At 75.7% G+C, this 17,906-nt stretch carries 11 protein-coding genes and 1 rRNA gene; 6 read left to right on the top strand and 6 right to left on the bottom strand.

Features of this window, described 5'->3' with window-relative positions; translation table 11 throughout:
- Positions 1-53: 53 nt before the first annotated feature.
- The 4 genes from trmB to ACIRRS_RS15800 all read right to left on the bottom strand — a co-directional run bounded on the left by trmB (position 54) and on the right by ACIRRS_RS15800 (position 5,993).
- Positions 54-884 carry a tRNA (guanosine(46)-N7)-methyltransferase TrmB gene (gene trmB / locus ACIRRS_RS15815; RefSeq protein WP_402970506.1) on the bottom strand — a complete coding sequence of 277 codons (831 nt, stop codon included), beginning with the start codon at positions 882-884 and terminating at the stop codon, positions 54-56.
- Between the two features lie 101 nt (positions 885-985).
- Complete coding sequence (lhgO, locus tag ACIRRS_RS15810; protein WP_402970503.1) at positions 986-2,221, bottom strand: L-2-hydroxyglutarate oxidase; 1,236 nt, start codon at positions 2,219-2,221, stop codon at positions 986-988.
- Between the two features lie 338 nt (positions 2,222-2,559).
- On the bottom strand, positions 2,560-4,149 hold the full coding sequence (locus tag ACIRRS_RS15805) for a TROVE domain-containing protein (RefSeq protein ID WP_402970500.1): 1,590 nt from the start codon (positions 4,147-4,149) through the stop codon (positions 2,560-2,562).
- Between the two features lie 416 nt (positions 4,150-4,565).
- Positions 4,566-5,993 (bottom strand): MFS transporter, encoded by a 1,428-nt coding sequence (locus tag ACIRRS_RS15800; protein ID WP_402970497.1) that lies wholly within the window; start codon positions 5,991-5,993, stop codon positions 4,566-4,568.
- Positions 5,994-6,790: 797 nt separating this feature from the next.
- Between ACIRRS_RS15800 and ACIRRS_RS15795 the strand changes: the two genes are divergently transcribed.
- The 3 genes from ACIRRS_RS15795 to ACIRRS_RS15785 all read left to right on the top strand — a co-directional run bounded on the left by ACIRRS_RS15795 (position 6,791) and on the right by ACIRRS_RS15785 (position 10,366).
- Entirely contained in the window at positions 6,791-8,935 is a 2,145-nt protein-coding gene (locus ACIRRS_RS15795; RefSeq protein ID WP_402970494.1) for an asparagine synthase-related protein, read from the top strand.
- Positions 8,936-9,046: 111 nt separating this feature from the next.
- The gene (locus ACIRRS_RS15790; RefSeq protein WP_402970491.1) at positions 9,047-9,565 is read left to right on the top strand and encodes a universal stress protein; all 519 of its coding nucleotides are present in this window, start codon (positions 9,047-9,049) and stop codon (positions 9,563-9,565) included.
- A gap of 96 nt (positions 9,566-9,661) precedes the next feature.
- Entirely contained in the window at positions 9,662-10,366 is a 705-nt protein-coding gene (locus ACIRRS_RS15785) for a DsbA family oxidoreductase (RefSeq protein ID WP_402970489.1), read from the top strand.
- A 30-nt stretch (positions 10,367-10,396) separates the two neighbouring features.
- Here ACIRRS_RS15785 and ACIRRS_RS15780 read toward each other — a convergent pair whose 3' ends face one another.
- Both ACIRRS_RS15780 and ACIRRS_RS15775 read right to left on the bottom strand, forming a co-directional pair.
- Positions 10,397-12,421 carry a sigma-70 family RNA polymerase sigma factor gene (locus ACIRRS_RS15780; protein WP_402970486.1) on the bottom strand — a complete coding sequence of 675 codons (2,025 nt, stop codon included), beginning with the start codon at positions 12,419-12,421 and terminating at the stop codon, positions 10,397-10,399.
- A gap of 532 nt (positions 12,422-12,953) precedes the next feature.
- Positions 12,954-13,820 carry a TetR/AcrR family transcriptional regulator gene (locus tag ACIRRS_RS15775; protein ID WP_402970483.1) on the bottom strand — a complete coding sequence of 289 codons (867 nt, stop codon included), beginning with the start codon at positions 13,818-13,820 and terminating at the stop codon, positions 12,954-12,956.
- Positions 13,821-14,398: 578 nt separating this feature from the next.
- On the opposite strand from ACIRRS_RS15775, the gene ACIRRS_RS15770 reads away from it, so the two are divergent.
- The 3 genes from ACIRRS_RS15770 to ACIRRS_RS15760 all read left to right on the top strand — a co-directional run.
- Positions 14,399-15,748 (top strand): NAD(P)/FAD-dependent oxidoreductase, encoded by a 1,350-nt coding sequence (locus tag ACIRRS_RS15770; protein WP_402970481.1) that lies wholly within the window; start codon positions 14,399-14,401, stop codon positions 15,746-15,748.
- Between the two features lie 179 nt (positions 15,749-15,927).
- Complete coding sequence (locus tag ACIRRS_RS15765; RefSeq protein ID WP_402971053.1) at positions 15,928-17,271, top strand: PP2C family protein-serine/threonine phosphatase; 1,344 nt, start codon at positions 15,928-15,930, stop codon at positions 17,269-17,271.
- Positions 17,272-17,814: 543 nt separating this feature from the next.
- Positions 17,815-17,906, top strand: a 16S ribosomal RNA gene (locus ACIRRS_RS15760); the annotation flags it as partial.

Below are 17,906 nucleotides of genomic sequence, written 5' to 3'. Positions count from 1 at the left end.
GGTCAACCGCGCCCCGCTGGGCGCGGTCACCCGTTCGAATTGCGGCCGGTTGGTCAGCGGCGGCGGAACAGCAGGTCGTGCACCACGTGGCCCTTGGCGATCCCCGCGCGCTCGAACTTGGTCACCGGGCGCCAGTCGGGGCGCGGCGCGTAGCCGGGGACGCTGCCCTCCGGGTGGTCGGCCGGCTCCAGCCAGCCCGTGCCGTCGCCCTCGGGGTGCAGGTTCTCCAACTCGCCGGAGGCGGAGAGCACCTCCAGCATCTGCTCCGCGTACGGCTCCCAGTCGGTGGCGCAGTGCACCAGGGCACCGGGGGCGAGCCGGGGCAGGACGAGCTCCAGGAAGGTGGGCTGCACCAGGCGGCGCTTGTGGTGCTTGGGCTTGGGCCACGGGTCGGCGAAGTACACCCGCAGGCCGGAGAGCGAGGCGTCCTGGAGCATGTCGCGCAGCAGGATGACCGCGTCGCCGGCGGCCGTGCGGACGTTGCGCGAGCCGTCCCGCTCCAACAGGCCGATGAGGTTGCCGTGGCCGGGGGTGTGCACGTCGGCGGCGAGGATGCCGGTGGACGGGTCGGCGGCGGCCATCGCGGCGGTGGTCTCGCCCATGCCGAAGCCGATCTCCAGGGTGACCGGCAGGCCGTCGAACAGCTCCGCGAGGTCCAGCGGGGTGCCGTCGATCGGGATGCCGTACTGCTCCCAGCCGCGGTCGAGGGCGCCCGCCTGGGCGTTGGTCATCCGGCCCCGGCGCGGCTGGAAGCTGCGGATGCGGCGCTCGCGGTGCTGGGCCTCGGTGGCCTTGTGCGGGTACATCGGCGCGGGGTAGGCCGCGGGCGCGGCGGACAGCCGGGCGGACGGCGAGGGCTGGGGGGTCGGGGCGGTGGCAGTCACAGTGACCCGAGTCTACGGGGCCGTCCGGGTGGTCCGTCGGGGTGTGTGACGGGGCTCATCCGGGGCTCGTTCGCAGCCCGTCCGCAGCCCGTCCGGGGCTCTCAGGCGCCGGCCTCCAGGGCGGCCAGGGCCCGGCGGGCGACCTCCCGGCCGATCGGCAGCGAGGCCGTGGCGGCGGGGGAGGGGGCGTTGAGCACGTGCACGGTGCGGCGCGGGGAGCGCGGGTCCTCCGGGTCGAAGCCGGCGAAGGCGAAGTCGTCCAGCAGGGAGCCGTCCCGGGCCACCGCCTGGGCCCGGACCCCGGCCGTGGCGGGCACCAGGTCCTCGGATGTCACGGCGGGCATCAGGTGCTGGACGGCGGCGGTGAACGCCCGCTTGGACAGCGAGCGGTGCAGCTCACCGACCTCGTAGCGCCAGTGGCGGCGCAGGATGCGCCAGGTGCCGGGGAAGGCGAGGGTGTCGGCGAGGTCGCGCGGGCTGACGGTGCGCCAGTCGTAGCCCTCGCGGGCCATCGCGGGCACGGCGTTCGGGCCGACGTGGACGTCCCCGTGGATGCCCCGGGTGAGGTGCACGCCGAGGAAGGGGAAGGCCGGGTCCGGCACGGGGTAGACGAGGCCGTTGACCAGGTCCCGCCGCTTCTCGGTCAGTTCGTAGTACTCGCCGCGGAACGGGACGATCCGCACGCCGGTGTCGTCCCCGGCCATCCGGGCGATCCGGTCGCTGTGCAGGCCGGCGCAGTTCACCAGCACCTGGGCGCGCAGCTCCCCGGCGTCGGTGGTCACCGTCACGCCGTCGCGGCGGCGGTCCACGGAGCGCACCGCGCGGCCGGGGCGCAGCTCGGCGCCGGCCTCCCTGGCCAGCCGGGCGAAGGCCGCCGCCACGGCGGGGAAGTCGCAGATGCCGGTGGTGCCGATGTGCAGCCCGGCCACGCCGGTGACGTTCGGCTCGTAGTCGGCGATCCCGGCGCGGTCCAGCTCGATCACGGGGATGCCGTTCGCCCGGCCGCGCTCGGCCAGCGTCGCCATCCGGGGCAGTTCGGCGGCGGAGGTCGCCACGATCAGCTTGCCGGTGACCTCGTGCGGGATGCCCTGTTCGCGGCAGAACTCCACCATCTCGGCGGCGCCGGCCACGGCGAAGCGGGCCTTGTACGAGCCGGGGCGGTAGTAGACGCCGCTGTGGATGACCCCGCTGTTGCGGCCGGTCTGGTGCGCGGCGAAGCCGTTCTCCTTCTCCAGCAGCGCCAGCCGCAGGTCCGGACGCGCCTGGGTCAGTGCGTAGGCCGTGGCCAGTCCGACGATCCCGCCACCCACGACAACGACATCGAACTCGCCCGCCACCGCTCGCTCCCGCCTGACGCCCGGCTGTTGTGTGCCGCCGATGCTGCCACGGGGGCGGGAGGGCGTCGAGAGCGCGTCGGGTCGGCAGGGGCGGCCGTTCTCCCGCGCGCCGGTCGGCCCGTGAAGGCTCCGCCGCGCGGGTGTACGGCGTCCCGGCAGGTCAGGTGGTGTGCGCGGTCCGGCCGCGCGGGGGCGTGCGGTGGCGCGCCGGGCCCCCCGACCCGGCGCGCCGCCGCGCCCCCGTGTGCCCGGCCTCGGCCCGCCGTGTTCGACGGGCCGCCCCCCGGCCGTGCTCCGGTGTGCCGCGTCGAGCCCCCCGGCTCCGCGCGGCACTCGGTCTATTCGCCGGCCTCCCACGGCCAGCCCGCGTCCTGCCCCGCCTCCAGCAGCGGGATCAGCCGGAACGCCGCGTCGGTCAGACCGCCGAAGGTGTGCCGGTTGGCGACGCCGCTGGGGCCGTGGCCGGTGGCGTAGCCCGCGAGGTTCCAGGTGTAGACCGGCACGTGGGCCGGGACGGCGGCGAGCGGGTCGTGGCCGTTGCGCTCCCAGCCGGTCTGCTCGTCGGTGACGATGACCACCCGGTCGTGCCCCCGGTAGTTCTCGCGGACGGCCATGGCGGTGTTGGTGCCGCCGAGGCTGGAGAACCGCTCCAGCACCCGCAGCACCGACTCCCCGGGCTCGACCTCGACCACCTTGTGCGCGGTGCCGAACTCGACGAGGTCGGCCTGCGCGGCGCGGACCTTCAGCGCGGTGCCGAAGATCGCGGCCGAGTCGGCCCGGTTGAGCTGGGTCTGCGCGCTGGGCCGGTCGAACATCGAGCCGGAGCGGTCGACGAGGACCAGCGTGCGGCCCGGCAGTTCGGGCACGTTGGCGAGTGAGTGGGCGAGCGCCTTCTCCAGCGCGTGCCCCCAGCGCAGCGAGCGCGTGTGCCGGTGGGCGGCCAGGTACCGGAAGGGGAACTGGCGCGAGCGCCGGACCTCGGCCTTGTCGGATATCCGCCGGGCCACCGCCTCCGCGACCTCGTCCGAGACTCCCGCCTCGTCGAAGTTGCGCAGGTTCCGCACGAGCGCCATCGGGCCCATGGATGGGATGACCGCCTCCCAGGCGGCGGCGTCCATCGGCCCCTGGAGCCAGCCGGCCAGGGCCTCCCACGTCAGCCCGGCCGCCGCCAGCCGCTCGGCGCCGCCGGGCGCCGTCACGGCCGCCCGCCGCTCCTCGACGGGCAGGGCGAGCAGCTCGCGGTTGGCGGTGAGCATCGCGTCGGTGGCCGGGGGGAGCGCCTCGTCCGGCCGGTGCCGGCGGTCCAGCGCGTACCGGAAGAGCGGGCCCTGCCAGTCCTTCGCCGGGTGCGGCGCCGGGTGCGTCAGCTCCAGGACGTCGCCGAAGCGGTAGCCCTTGCCCGCCGTGTCGTACTTGAGCAGCGCGCGGGCGTCGTAGAGTTGCTGGACGGCGTCCGCGACACCGCGCTTGACCGGCTTGGGCAGCGCCCGGCCGTAGCGCGACGTCCAGTACGCGAGCAGCTCGCCCGGCTCGTCGGGGCGGCGCAGCACGGCGGCGACGGCCTGCCGGGACCAGCCCGGCGCGCCGGCGTCCAGCCGGGCCCGGGTGAACTCGGCGGCGCCGACCAGCGCGGCGGTGCGCATCTGCGCGCCGTACCGCAGCCAGCGCAGCAGCTTGAACGTCCACTCCGGGTCGCTGACGGCGAGTTCGCGCACGAGGGCGGTGTACCGGTCGTCGCGGGCGCCGCCGTGCTCGTGGAAGGCGTGCCGGCCGACCATGTTGGCGACGGCGAGCAGGAACAGCTCGGACCGGGTGTCCCGGACGTGCCCCGCACCGCCGTTGGCGTTGACGACGACCTTGCCGGTGGTGGCCACGGGCGAGACGGGACCTGGCGCGGCCTTCTTCTTGCGGATGTTGAACCTGGACATGCTGCAGCCCCCCTCGGAGTGCGGTTCTTCGCGACGGGAGGGAGGCATGCTGCGGCCAGGGGTGCCCAGCTCGGGCACCCCTGGAGAGCAGAGCCTCCCGAGATCAGGATTGGCGGCGGTATCGCGGGCTCGAACCGCTACGTCCTACGGACGCTCAACCAGAAGTAACCGCTGCCTTCGCACCGGGAGGTGCGGACGAACTGTTCACGTGTAGGTGTCCAGAGTTCGAAGTCGGCTGAGGTGACATAGCTGCTCTACCAACTGAGCTACACCGACCCGAAAGTCGGTGGCGGGACTCGAACCCGCGACCCGCCCATCCGGAGTGGAAGTAACCTCTGCCTGCGCACCTGGACGAGAGAGACCTTAGTAGGGCCTCTCTCGCAGGTGCATCCGAATTACCGCCCGCCGCGCGCCGCTCACGCCGGCGCGACGATCACCGCGCGCGCCCGCTCCGTCAACTCCCGTACGCGGCGTTCACCCTGGAAGGGTTCCAGCCGGCGCAGCATCTCCACCACGTACTCGCGGCTCCGCTGCGAGGAGATCCGCCCGGCCACCTCCACGGCCCGCTCGCCGGCGGCCACCGCCGCGTCCAGGTCGCCCGCCTCCGCCTCGGCCATCGCCGAGACCACCAGCCGCAGGCCGTGCGAGCGCACGTACCCCTCGGTGGGCGTGGCCAGCGCCTCGCGGGTGAACTGCCGGACCTTGGAGGGCACCCCGAGGTCGCGGAAGCACTCGGCGGCGTCGGCGGCCAGCCGGTCGTAGGCGTAGAAGTCGATCCAGGCCGGGTCGGGGTCACCGGCGCGCGCCCGTTCCAGCGCGCTCTCCGCCGCGCCGAGCGCCGTCGCGCACGCCGCCGCGTTGCGCGCCTTGGCCTGGGCCCGCGCCTCGACCAGGTGGAAGAAGCTCATGGTGCGGGCCGTGGCCAGCCCCCGGTTGCGCTCCAGCGCGGCCTGCGCGAGGTCGACGGCCTCCTCGGCGAAGCCCCGGTAGCCCGCCTGGAGGCTCATCGAGGCCAGCACGTACCCGCCGAGCGGCACGTCGGCGGCGGCCCGGGCGAGCCGCAGCGCCTGGATGTAGTACCGCTGGGCGGCCTCGTGCTGCCCGGTGTCGAAGGCCATCCACCCGGCCAGCCTGGTCAGTTCGGCGGTCGCGCCGAACAGCGCCCGGCCCACCGCGTCGCTGTACGAGGCGAGCAGCAGCGGGGCCGCCTCCACCCGCAGGCACTCCGGCACCATCGACGAACGCCAGTCCCCGCCGCCGTACTTGGAGTCCCAGCGGCGGGCCTCCTGGGCCGCCTCGCGCAGCTTCGCCGCGTCGGAGTGGCCGACCCGGTAGGAGGAGCTCTCGCTGGGCGAGCGCGGCGCCTCACGGGCCACCGAGCCGTCCGCCGGGTTGATCAGCCAGCGGGAGACGGGCGTCGCGTACGCGGCCACCGAGAAGGTGCCGGCCAGGCTGTCGCTCCACCGCCCGCCGCCGGGGCCGCGCCGCAGGTCGAGGTCGACCCGCCACAGGTCGGTGGCCGAGCGCACGGCGTCGGCCACTTCGCGCGGGAAGGCCAGGCCGAGTTCGGGCGCCGGGTCGGTGTCGCCGAGGCCGATCTCCTCCAGCGGGACGGGCCGGCCGAGCTTGCCGCCGATCGCGGTGGCGATCAGGTGCGGGACGGGCCCCTGCGGGACCATGCCCTTGCTGACCCAGCGGGCGACGGAGGTCTTGTCGTAGCGCAGGGTCAACCCGCGCTGCGCGCCGAGGTCGTTGACCCTGCGGGCCAGTCCGGCGTTGCTGATCTGGGCGAGGGACAGGAGCGTGCCGAGCCGTTCGTTCGGTCCTCGTGGGCTGACGGTCATGGTGGCGGCTGCACCTCCTGCGGCCTTGTGCGCGGGGCCCGGGCGGCGCCGGGCCGTAGCTGCTGTACCTAGAGTAGTCGGACGCGTTCCGAGGGTTAAGAGGTCGCATTCCGGATGGCGGGATCGCGTGCCCGGCCCACCGTGCCGGAGTGGCGCGGGAGTTGGTCCGGACCACTCGTTTCCGGCCGGGTCCGCCGCGCGCCGGAGCCTCGTGCTCCGGTCCCGTGTCGATGTGCGCCCGGCCGTGCCCCCTGGCCCGACCGGCAGGTCGGCGATTCGCTGGTGGTCGTGGGTCGGCCCGCCGTCGAGGACCCGGCGGGCCGGGGGATGCCGCCGCCTCAATCCCCGCGGGCGGCAGCGGAGTCCGGGAGGGCATGCGGATGCCCTCCCGGACTGGGCGACGCCTTTCGGCCATCTCGCGATGCCCATGCCAAGGCGTTCCCGGGGCGGCCCGGGCCTTGGAGGGGAAGGCCCGGACCGCCCCCGCGCGCCCCAAGCGGAACCGCACCCGCCGCCGTCGGCCGGAACCCGCCGCACCGCCGTCCGGAATCCGCCGCGCGGTGCCCGGCGCCATCCCCGACGCGTCGTCACCCGCCCCGCCCGGCCCCGGTGACGCACAACCGGAACCGGAAACACCGGCACCGGCGGCCCCCGGCGGTGGCACCATGTCTCCCAGACGGCGCGCCGGGAGCGCCGGCGGCCCGCCCGTCCGTACGGGCCCGCCGCCCGCGCCCGGCCCGGCCACCACCCGGCGGCCGACGCGCCGCGGGTGCGGGTCCTCGTCCGGTGGAGGCGCGATGCGGTGGCTGACGGGCTGGAGCACGGGCGCGCCCCGGCCGGGAAGGCCGGCGCACGAGGCCCTCGCCACCGTCGCCCCGATCGCCGCGCGCCCGCTGTGGGCGGGCCCCAACCCCCTCTGGGCGGTGGGCGACTGGCGCCCCGAGGAGATCCGGCTCGTCATCCTGCGGCCCGGCGCCCCCGCCGTGGTCGGCACCGGGCCCACCGCCCCCGACACCGCCGAGGACACCCCCGCCACCACCCGGCTCGCCGTCCTCGGCCACTGCGGCGCCACCGACGCCGAACTCGCCGCGGGCCTCGCCGCCGCCCGGGGCGGCGCCGTCCGCCACCTCACCGCCTGGCCCGGCAGCTACACCGTCGTGCTGCGCACCGGCGCCCGCTCCACCCTGCTGCTCACCGACCTCGCCGGTGCCCAGCCCGTCTTCCACACCCCCTGGGCCGGCGGCACCGCGTACGCCACCGCCGCCCTCCCGCTCGCCGACCTCGTCGGCGCCCCGCTCGACACCGGCCACCTCGCCGCCCGGCTCGCCTGCCCCGAGTCCCCGGAGGCGCTCGGCACCGGCACGCCGTACCTGGGCGTCCAGCGGGTGCCGCCCGGCCACACCCTCACCATCCACGCCGGGCGTCCGTACGTCTCCGGCTACGACGAGCCGGCCGCCACCGAGCAGCCGCGCGGCGAGGCGCCCGCGATCCGCGAACTCACCCGCGCGCTGCTGGAGTCCGTCCGCTCCCGGGTCCGCACCACGGTGCCCGCGCCCTCGCCGGACGGGCGGGCCCGGCTCGGCGTCGACCTCTCGTACGGCACCGCCTCCGCGACCGTCGCCCTGCTCGCCGCCGCCGTTCCGCTGCCCCCGGCGCCGTCCCCGGCCGCGCCCAGGGAGGCGGCCGCCCCGGCCCCCGCCGGTGCGCGCAGCGGCGCCGTCAAGGGCTCCTGGGTCCGGGACGGCGGGCGCGGGCCCTCCGCGCCCGAGCAACTGGCCGCCGTCACCCTCGGCGAGACCGAACCCTCCGCCACCCTCGCCCTCGCCCCCGACACCCCGCGCCTGCGGCACACCGTCCTCGACCCCGGCCCCGGCACCCTCCCGTACGCGGGCCTGGGCGCCGACCCGCAGTCCGGCCCGCTCACGGACGAGCCCGGCCCCGAACTCGTGGCCGCCGCCCGGGCCGTGGCCCGCTTCGACGCCGGGGGCGCCGACCACCTCACCGGCTACGGCGCCCGGCAGGTGCTGGACGGGCACCCGGCCCGGCTCGCGGACCTGATCCGGGCCGGCCGCCCGCGCGAACTCCTGCCCCCGGTAGCCGCGTTGGCGGGGGTCGACCGAGCCGCGGCGGGCGTGCTGACGGGCGCGCTGCGCACCCCGCTCACCGTCGTCCGCGCCGCCCACCGGCTCTCCCGGGTCCGCTACGCGGAGGCGCTGGACGAGGCGGCGGCCAAGCTGACCGCCCGCCACGTCCCGGACGGGGTCGGTACGGCGGGGCGCCGCTCGGCCCTGGACCTCGCCTGGTGCGTCCCCGGCCCGGCCGCCCGCTGGCTCTCCGACGAGGCGCTCTCCTCGGTGGCGCTACGGCTCCGCCTGGCGGCGCGCAGACCGGCGCCCGACGAACACCCCGGCGCGCACCGGGCCCGGCACGCCCTCCACCGGCAGGCGCGCTCCTTCCGCACGCTGGTGCACGCCGCCGAACAGCCCGGCCAGCGGCTGCACGCGCCCTTCCTCGACAACCAGGTGATCCGCGCCGCCCGCCTCCTGCCCGACGACGTCCGCCTCCAGCCCGGCGCCCGCCACGCCCTCCTGCACGCCGTCCTCACCGGCGCCGGCCGCACCGACCTGCCCCCCGACTGGGGCCGGGGCCCGCGCCCCGACCGCGCCGCCCCCACCCGCGCCGGCCTGCGCCTCGCCGCCGACGGCCTCGCCGAACTCTTCGACGCCCCCCTCCTCGCCGAGGCCGGCCTCATCGACCTCCCGGCCCTGCGCACCCACCTCGCCCGCACCGCCGACCCCGCCACCCCCCTCACCCCGGCCACCCTCGCCGGCCTCGCCGACCTCGTCTCCACCGAACTCTGGCTCCGCCGCCTCCGCTCCCGCCGCCACGGCGCCTGCTGGACCGGCCTCCCCCACCCCGAGCCCCCGTCCCTCACCCCCTGACCCGCCGGCGCGCCCTCCCGCCCCCGCAGGGTCCGGCGCGGCTTGACCGGGCGGGGTGGGGCGGGCGGGTGATGATGGCGGGGTCGTGGGGTCCGGGGTGAGGAGGGTGCGGTGGCCGGTGTGGGTCCGGAGCGGGTGGTGCCCGTGGTGCTGTCGGTGCTGGGGCGCCCGCCGTCCGGGCGGCCGGCGGGGGTGCTCGCGGCCTGCGACGGCTCGGACGGGTCGCTGTGGGCGCTGGACCGGGCGATGACGGAGGCCGAGCTGTTCGGCCTGCCCCTGTACGTGCTCGCCGTGGTGAACCCGGCCCCGGCCGGCTACCCGCCGGGGATGGCGGAGCTGGTGCAGGAGAGCGTGGAGACCCTCGTCGAGAGCATGGCGGACGGGCTGCGCCGCGCCGTCGGGGCCGTGCAGCGCCAGCGCCCCCGCCCGTACGCCGGGGAGATGTCCCTGCACGTGGTGCTCGGCAACGTGATCGAGGTGCTGCTGGAGGCCTCGACCCGGCAGCACACGCTGGTGGTCGGCACCCGGGGCAACGGCGGGTTCGCCCGCCTGCTGCTGGGCTCGGTGAGCTCGGCGGCCGTGCACCACGCCGCCTGCCCGGTCCTCGTGGTCCCGGCGCCGCCGACCTGAGGGTCCTCCCCGCCGGGAATGCCCCGAGATGGTTCACCGTTCACCTAATCCGGAAAGACGGAAACACGACGGTCACCCCCCTTGGAGTCCCCCCGCATGAAGGTCGAGATCTACAGCGACATCGCCTGCCCCTGGTGCTGGATCGGCAAGCGCCGCTTCGAGCAGGCCCTGGAGGGCTTCCCGGGCAAGGACGCCGTCGAGCTCGTCTACCGCCCGTACCAGCTCGTCCCCGACGCCCCCGCGACGGCGAGCCCCCACCGCGCCTGGCTCGCCGAGCGCTACGGCCCGCAGTCCGTCGCGATGGACGCCCGGGTCGCCGAGCTGGGCCTCGCCGAGGGCCTGACGTACGACTTCGACGCCGCCCAGCACGTCAACACCGTCCTCGGCCACCGCCTGCTGCACCTGGCCGAGACGGAGTACGGCGCCGAGGCCCAGGGCCGCCTCAAGGAGGCCCTGCTGAAGGCGCACTTCACCGACGGTGTCGACGTCGGCGACCGCGCGGCCCTGGCCGACATCGCCGCCTCCGTCGGCCTCGACCGCGACCGCGCCGCCGCCTACCTCGCGGGCGACGAGGGCGCGGCCGAGGTGGCGGCCCAGCTGGCGGAGGCCCGCGAGATCGGCGTCAACGCGGTGCCGACCTTCGTCTTCGAGGGCAAGTGGGCCGTCCAGGGCGCCCAGGACGCCGAGACCTTCCGCAAGGTCCTGGACCAGGTGGCCGCCGAGATCGGCGAGAGCCGCCCGGCCCCGCAGCCGGTCGCCCCGGCGGGCGAGTCCTGCGCGGACGGCACCTGCGCGATCTGAGTCGGACGGCCCCGGGCCCGGAGGCCCGGTTCAGGAGCACCTGAACCGGGCCTCCGCCCAGTCCGCCACGTTCAGCACCGACCACACCCCGTTCACCGGCGTGACCACCAGCCGGATCGAGGTCTGCCCGGCCAGCGGCACGTGCACCGGCACCGCGTCGTCCCCGGCCGCGAGCGGGCGGGAGCGCCACAGCGTGCTGCCGTCGCCGCCCTGGACGGAGAACACGACCCCGCCCGGCGAGAGCGTCACGTCGTCCACCCCCGCGACGGCGTCGAAGGACGTGCAGGTGCGGTTGAGGTCGATCAGCGTGGTCGCCGGCGCGTGCACGGTGAGGGCGTGGGGGTGGTAGTCGCCGCCGATCCAGCCGCCGGAGCGCTGCTGGAAGGCGCCGCTGCCCTTCTGCCGGATGCTCGGCCCGGGCGGCGGCACCCGGTTGTTGCCCGGCTTGACGACGGGCAGCGAGTCCGCCCAGAAGTCGGTGGGCACGGGCGGCGTGGGCGTGGGCACGACGGTCGGCACCGGCACGTCCGGCACGGTGGGCACCGGTACGTCGGGCACGGGCACGGACGGGATCGTCGGCTCGGGCACGACCGGCGGCGGCACGACGGGCGGCCGCGGAGCCGGGGGGCTCGGCGCGGGCGCCGGGCTCTTCGGCTCGTGCGTGGGCGTCGGCTGCACGGGCGGCGGCGGGCTCGGCGCGGGCTGCTCCGGCGCCGGCGCGGCACTGCTGGGCGCGGGCGCGGGCGCGGGAGCGGGCGGCGCGGGGGCCGCCGGGCGCGGCACGGCCGGAGCGCTGGTGACCGGGGGAGCGGCCGCCGGGGGCTTGGCCTCGGGCGAGCCGGTGAGTGCGTACGCGGCGACGGCGGCCGCGGCCACCGCGATGGCGGCGGCGATGCCGGCCTTGGCGGCCGTGCCCATGCCCTCGCCCGCCACCGCCCCGGCGGCGCCGCCACCCGAGGAGGCACCGGCCCCGGCCGCACCGGCAGCCCCGGCACCCGCCGTCCCACCCGTCGCCGCGGCGGCCGTCCCGGCCGCCGCGGCTCCGCCGACCGCCGCGACGCCGCCCACGGCGGCCGCCGCGAACCCGGCCCCGCCGACGCCGATCCAGACCAGCACACCGCCGGGCAGCAGCGCGCGCAGCCCGGTGTTGATCTCGGTCAGTTCCAGGCAGGCCGCCGTGCAGCGGTCGCACTCCTTGAGGTGCCGACCGACCTCCGCCGAGGCCCGCTTGCGCAGCGAGCCGCGCGCGTACGCCCCGAGGCGGTTGGCGTACGACTCGCAGGTGCTGTCCTGGCTGCCGGAGACGTGCGCCTGGAGGAAGCCGGCGGCCAACCGGTCGCGGGCCCGGTGGGCCTGGACGGCGGTGGCGTTGGCGGTCTTGCCGAGCATCACGGCGACGGTCTTGGGGGATTCCCGCTCGACCTCGGTGTGCCAGAGCACCACCCGGTCGTCCTCGGGCAGTTCGGCGTAGGCCTGCATCACCATGCGTTGGTCGGCCAGGGCCATCGCCCAGGCGTCGGCGCCCGGGTCGGCGAGGTCGAACTCGGCGACGGCGGCCGAGGTCTGCGCGAACACGGAGAAGTCGTCGACGAGTTGTTCGCGCCGCTCGCTGCGGTGCCAGGCGGCGGCGACGTTGCGCACGGCGGTCAGCAGGTAGGCGCGGACGGCGAAGTCGGGCCCCTTGCCCGCCCGGAGGGCCTGGAGGGTGCGGGCGAACACCTCGCCGGCCAGGTCCTCGGCGGTGAAGTTGTCCCGGCAGCAGGTGCGCGCGTACCGGCGCACGGAGTCGGCGTGCCGACGGTAGATCTCCTCGTACGCGGTGTCGTCCCCGGCCCGGACGCGGGCGGTCAACTCGGCGTCGGAGGGCGGGCGCTCGCCGTCGACGGGGTCGGCGGGCGCGGGGACGGTCGGGCGCACGGGCAGCCCGTCGCCGACGAAGGCCTCGGGGGCGACGCCGCCCCGTCCGGCCGGGGCCTGTCCGGGGACGCGGCCCGAGGGCAGCGGGGAGGTGGCGGAGAACGACTCGCGGCCGGGCGTCCCGGCCTGGTCGGGCACGTGACCGGCGCCCGAACCCGACGCGGAGCCCGGCACTTGGGCGGCCCCGGCCCCGGTGGGGCCCGCGGCGGACCCTTCGGCCGTACTACCGGACCAGCCCCCGAAGTCGAGACCGTATCCGTGGTCGTTCTGTTCCTCGGCACTCACAGCGGACCCCAGATTCCACGACAGCCCCCGTAGTGTGGCAGGGCGCGCGGGAGTGCGTGGGCGCACGGTTCCCCGACGTACGGCGCCGACGGCGCGCGAAGGGCGCGCATCGGGACATTGGCTCCAACCACGGGCAAAGGATGGCATAGCGCAGGATGGGGCGGTAGCCGGACCGGCCGGTACCCACTCTTCCGAGGGGCCGTTCCGGGGGCGTTCGCCCAGCGTGCGTCGGCGGGTCGCGCGCCGCCCTCACCCGGCGCGCGGGTCCGCTTCGCGCGCCGGTGGGCCGATCAACTCCCGTGGCCCGCACACGGGATGGAGCGCCGGGGGCGCACGGGTGCACGCGAGCGGCGCACCGTCGTACGGTCGTCGGCGCGCCCGGGCCTCAGCGCGCCCGGAGGCCGTCCAACAGGATCTGCAACAGCCGGTCCGACGGACCCGTCGAGCGTTGACCGTCCGCCTGCGAAGCGATCGAACCAGCGCCCGCCGAGGTCCCGAAGCCCGCCGGAGCCGTCCGCGCCGCGTGCACCGGGACGGACGCCGTCAGCACCAGCACCACGTCCGACACCGTGACGCCCGGCCGCAGTTCACCCGCCGCACCGGCCCGCGCCACCAGGGCGGCCAGCAGCTGCAGCAGCAGTCGCGGATCGGCGTCCGCCGCCGAGGGCTCCGCCGGCTCCGCCTCCGGGCGCACCGCACCCCCCTGCTCCGGCACCCGCTGCTCGGGCACCCGGCCCAGCTCCTCCGCGTACCGGAACGCCTCCGGCGGCAGCAGCCGCCCGGCGCCCGTGGTCACCGCCCGCGCCAGGTACCCGGCCAGCGCCTCCCACGCGCCGTCGCCGCCGTACAGCGACTCCCGCGCCTGCGCCGTCAGCCACGCCACCTCCTCGGCGGCGATCCGCTGGACCAGCACCTCCTTGCTCGGGAAGCGCCGGTACACCGTGCCGACGCCGACACCGGCCCGCCGCGCGACCTCCTCCATCGGCGCGTCGTAGCCGTACTCGCCGAACACCTCGCGGGCGGCCCGCAGCACGCTCTCCAGGTTCCGCCGCGCGTCCACCCGCAGCCGGGCCCCGGGTACCGGCGCCGTGGCCGGTACGGGCTCCGCCCGGTAGGGGAGGCCCGCGTACGAGACGCCCGCCGCCGCACCCGGCGGCTGCACGTCGACCGGCCCGCGTTGCTCCGGCACCGTGTTCTGGACGGCGTGCGGTGAGACCGCCCGCCCCAGCACCTGCTCCTGTTGTTCCATCATCCCAACTCTCCCCCGCAGGCGTCCGAATTCGGATTCAATCGTCGCCCGCCCCTGCACCCCCCGGTGCAGCTCGATCCGTCAGAAGTGACCCGGTGATCCATCGCTCGTGCCGCCCGTCCCGTTCCGGTGACCGCGGTCGGGCGTCGTGCCGCCGGTCCGGGGCAGCCCGGCTCGGCGCGTCGGCGCCGACCGGGGCCTCGTCCGGGAACTACCCTTCCCCGGATGACTGTCCCGCAGTCGGGTTCTCCCGCCAACACTGGAACAGGCCGTAGTGGCCGCCCCACGGTGCGTCGCCGCCGGTGGTCGTGGCGGTGGCCGCTCCAGTACACAATCCGACCATAGTTCACGGCTCTTCGCGCCCGAAAGTGCGTCAGAAAGTCGCCCTGCGGGCACAACTGGCCACTCCCGCCCCGGCCGTCACGATCCGAGCGGTACGGACTGTGGACAAGACCGCCCCCGCCGGTCCTTCATAGGGGGCGTGTGGGGGGACACCCCCGGCCGCAGGGCCGGGACGAAACGTCACATCGGCAGGAGGTGGCACCATCCGAATCCTGATCGCCGGCGGCGGCTGCGCCGGGATGGCCACCGCGCTGCACCTCCAGCGCGGTCTGCGCGAGAGACTGCGCACCGGCGAGGTGGAGATCACCGTCGTCGAGCCCCAGGCGTACTTCACCTACCACCCGCTGCTGGCCGAGGTCGCGGCCGGCTCGATCGACCCCCGGCACGTGGTCGTGCCGCTGCGTCGGGTCCTGCCGGACTGCCGGGTGGTGACGGCCAAGGTCACCCGCATCGAGCACGCCGCCCGCCGGGCCCTCGCCGACGCCGCCGGCCCCGGCGAGCCCCCCGCGCCCGTCGAACTCCCCTACGACCTCCTGGTCGTCGCCCCCGGCTCCGTCGCCCGCGCCGCCCCCGTGCCCGGCCTCGCCGAGCACGGCCGGGGCTTCTCCACGGTCGGCGACGCGGTGAGCCTGCGCAACCACGTCCTGGAGCAGCTCGACCTCGCCTCCGCGACCCGGGACCCGGCCCTGCGCCAGTCCGCGCTGACCTTCGTCTTCGTCGGCGCCGGCTACGCGGGCGTGGGCGCCCTCGCCGAACTGGAGGACATGGCCCGGGCGGCCGTGCGCGACTACCACAACGTCGACGTGACGGACCTGCGCTGGATCCTGGCCGAGGCCACCGACCGCATCCTCGCCGAGGAGTCGCTGGAGCTCGCCGAGCACACCCTGCGCGAACTGCGCGAGCGCGGCGTCGACGTCCGGCTGGGCACCACCCTGACCTCCGCCGTCGACCAGGTGGTCGCGCTCTCGGACGGCAGCCGCTTCGGCGCCCGCACCCTCGTCTGGACGGCCGGCGTGCGGCCCGCCCCGATGCTGCGCGACACCGACCTCCCGCTGGACACCCACGGCCGGGTCCGCTGCCTCGCCACCCTCCAGGCCGTCGGCCCGGACGGACGGGCGCTGCCCGGGGTCTGGGCCGCCGGCGACTGCGCCGCCGTCCCGGACCCGAACGCGGACGGCGCGCCCTGTGCCCCCAACGCCCAGCACGCCTTCGCCCAGGCCGAACTGCTCGCCCGCAACCTGGTGGTCGCCCTGGACGGCGGCCCGTACGCCCCGGGCCTGGTCGCGTACGAGCCCGGGCCGGCCTCCTGCTCCACCTCGCTGGGCATCGGCCGGGCCGTCGCGCACACCCGCCGGGGCGCCCGGATCACCGGCCGCCGCGCCTGGTGGCTGCACCGGGCCCGGCACCTGCGGCGACTGCCGAGCGCCGAGCGCCGGGTGCGAGTGCTCATGGACTGGGTGCTGGGCGGGGTCTTCTCCCGGGAGGTGGTCTCCCTGGGAGGGGTCGAGTACCGGCGTTCGGACTTCGAGGAGGGGTTCGACCCCGGGCCCGGCCGACCACCCGGCCCCGGACCGGAAGCCCCCCGGTGAGCGGGTCCCACGGCGGCCCCCGGGGGCCGTTCGGACGGCCACGCCGGGCGGGCGACTTCCGGAACCGGGCCTCCGCCTGACAGGATCAGCCCGTCCTGGTCATTACCCCGTGTGCCAGTGCGCACACAAAAAGTGATGATATGCCTGGAAAACGAGGAAGCAGCCGTCGTTTGAACCTCATGCGCTGGAGCGCCCGGCTCACCGGAGTCCCCTGGCGTGCCGCCCCGCCCAACGGGGCCGGCACCGACGACGGCACGCCCTGCGCCGACAGCGTGGTCGTCCCCAGCCCCCGGGACCCGACCAACCTCACCACCGCCGCCGAGCTCCTCGACCCCCACCGGCCCCAGAACCTGCGCGAGGTCCTCAACCGCATCCCCGCGCCGGTCGCCGTCACCTACGGCCCCGCCCACCAGCTCGGCTACACCAACCGCGCCTACCGCGAACTCTTCGGCGACCGCCCCACCGGCCTGCCCGCCGGCGAGGCCCTCCCCGAACTCGCCGCCATGGGCGTCCTGCCCCTGATGGACCAGGTCATCCGCGGCGGCCGCCCGCGCAGCGTCAAGGCCCGCTGCATCCTCGGCCTCACCGGCAACCGCTACTACAACGTCTCCTGCGTCCCCCTCGGCCCCGGCGACACCAGGAACGCCGGGGACACCGGGGACGGCTCCACGGAGGGCCCGCCCGCCGGCGTGCTGATCTTCGCCGCCGAGGTCACCGACCAGGTCCTCGCCGCCGCCCGCCTGCGCGAGGCCGAACGCCGCCAGCGCGAGGCGGCCGTCACCCTCCAGCGCAGCCTCCTCCCGCAGAAGCTCGACCAGCCCGCCGACCTCCGCGTGGCCGCCACCTACCAACCCGGCGGAGCCGAGGCCGCCGTCGGCGGCGACTGGTACGACGTCATCGCCATCGACGGCGGCCGCACCGCCCTGGTCATCGGCGACGTCATGGGCCGCGGCCTGCGCGCCGCCGCCGTCATGGGACAGCTCCGCACGGCCGTCCGCGCCTACGCCCGCCTCGACCTGCCCCCGCACGAGGTGATGCGCCTGCTCGACGGCCTCGCCATGGAGATCGACGCCAACCAGATCGCCACCTGCACCTACGCCGTCTGGGACCCGTGCCGCCGCACCCTCACCTACGCCTCCGCCGGCCACCTCCCCGTCCTACTGCGCTGCCCGGACGGCACCATCCTGCGCAGCGAGGAACAGAACGGCCCCCCGCTCGGCACCGGCGACGGCCTCCACGTCTCCCACACCCTGCGCCTGCTCCCCGGCACCACCGGCGTCCTCTATACGGACGGCCTGGTCGAACGCCGGGACGAGGACATCGACCAGGGACTCGACCAGCTCGCCCGCACCCTGACCGGAGCCGTCGGCGCCCCCGAGGTCGTCTGCGCCCGCCTGCTGCGGGCCATGGGCGTCACCTCGGAGCACGACGACGACGTGGCCGTCCTCGCCTTCCAGTTGCCGGCGGAGGAGGACGCTGAGAATCCGGTTGCGGAGCTTGACTCCGCCGTGCCAGAGGTCTAGTGTTCTTCGAGCTGCCTGGCTGGGAGCACCGGACACGCTTCTGCGCGGACGGTCCCGAGGTAGCCAATCCCTTGAAACACCCTTCCGGTTCGTACCGGTCGTTTCGCTATTTCGCGTCTCGGCCTGGTGCTTATTCGGCGTGCTCGTTTTATCGGATTGCGGCCGGATTCGCTTTTCGGAGCGGAGATCGGCTAGAGTTTGAAACGTCGGACAGGGCGTCAAGCCCCGGAAGACACCAGCGAGTTGGATGACGAAGCCCCGGAAAACGGAGCGGAAAACATCTGGTAAGCTGGAAACACGAAAGAACGAAGCGCCCGGAGGGCCCGCTGGAAGGCGGCCTGAAGGAAGCGTCCGTTCCTTGAGAACTCAACAGCGTGCCAAAAGTCAACGCCAGATATGTTGACATCCCCGGCCTTGATCTTCGGATCGGGGTTGGAGATTCCTTTTGAAATAACACTAGCGAGGACGCAGTGCGCGGGGCCGCCCTATTCCGGTGGTTGCCGTGCCGCTCAACGCGAGTGGGCACCCGATTGCGGGTAAACATTCACGGAGAGTTTGATCCTGGCTCAGGACGAACGCTGGCGGCGTGCTTAACACATGCAAGTCGAACGGTGAAGCCCTTCGGGGTGGATCAG

Source organism: Kitasatospora sp. NPDC101183, assembly GCF_044767945.1.
Classification (GTDB): Bacteria; Actinomycetota; Actinomycetes; order Streptomycetales; family Streptomycetaceae; genus Kitasatospora.
The sequence above is the reverse complement of the archived record's forward strand: the minus strand, read 5'-3'. Positions and strand labels throughout refer to the sequence as shown.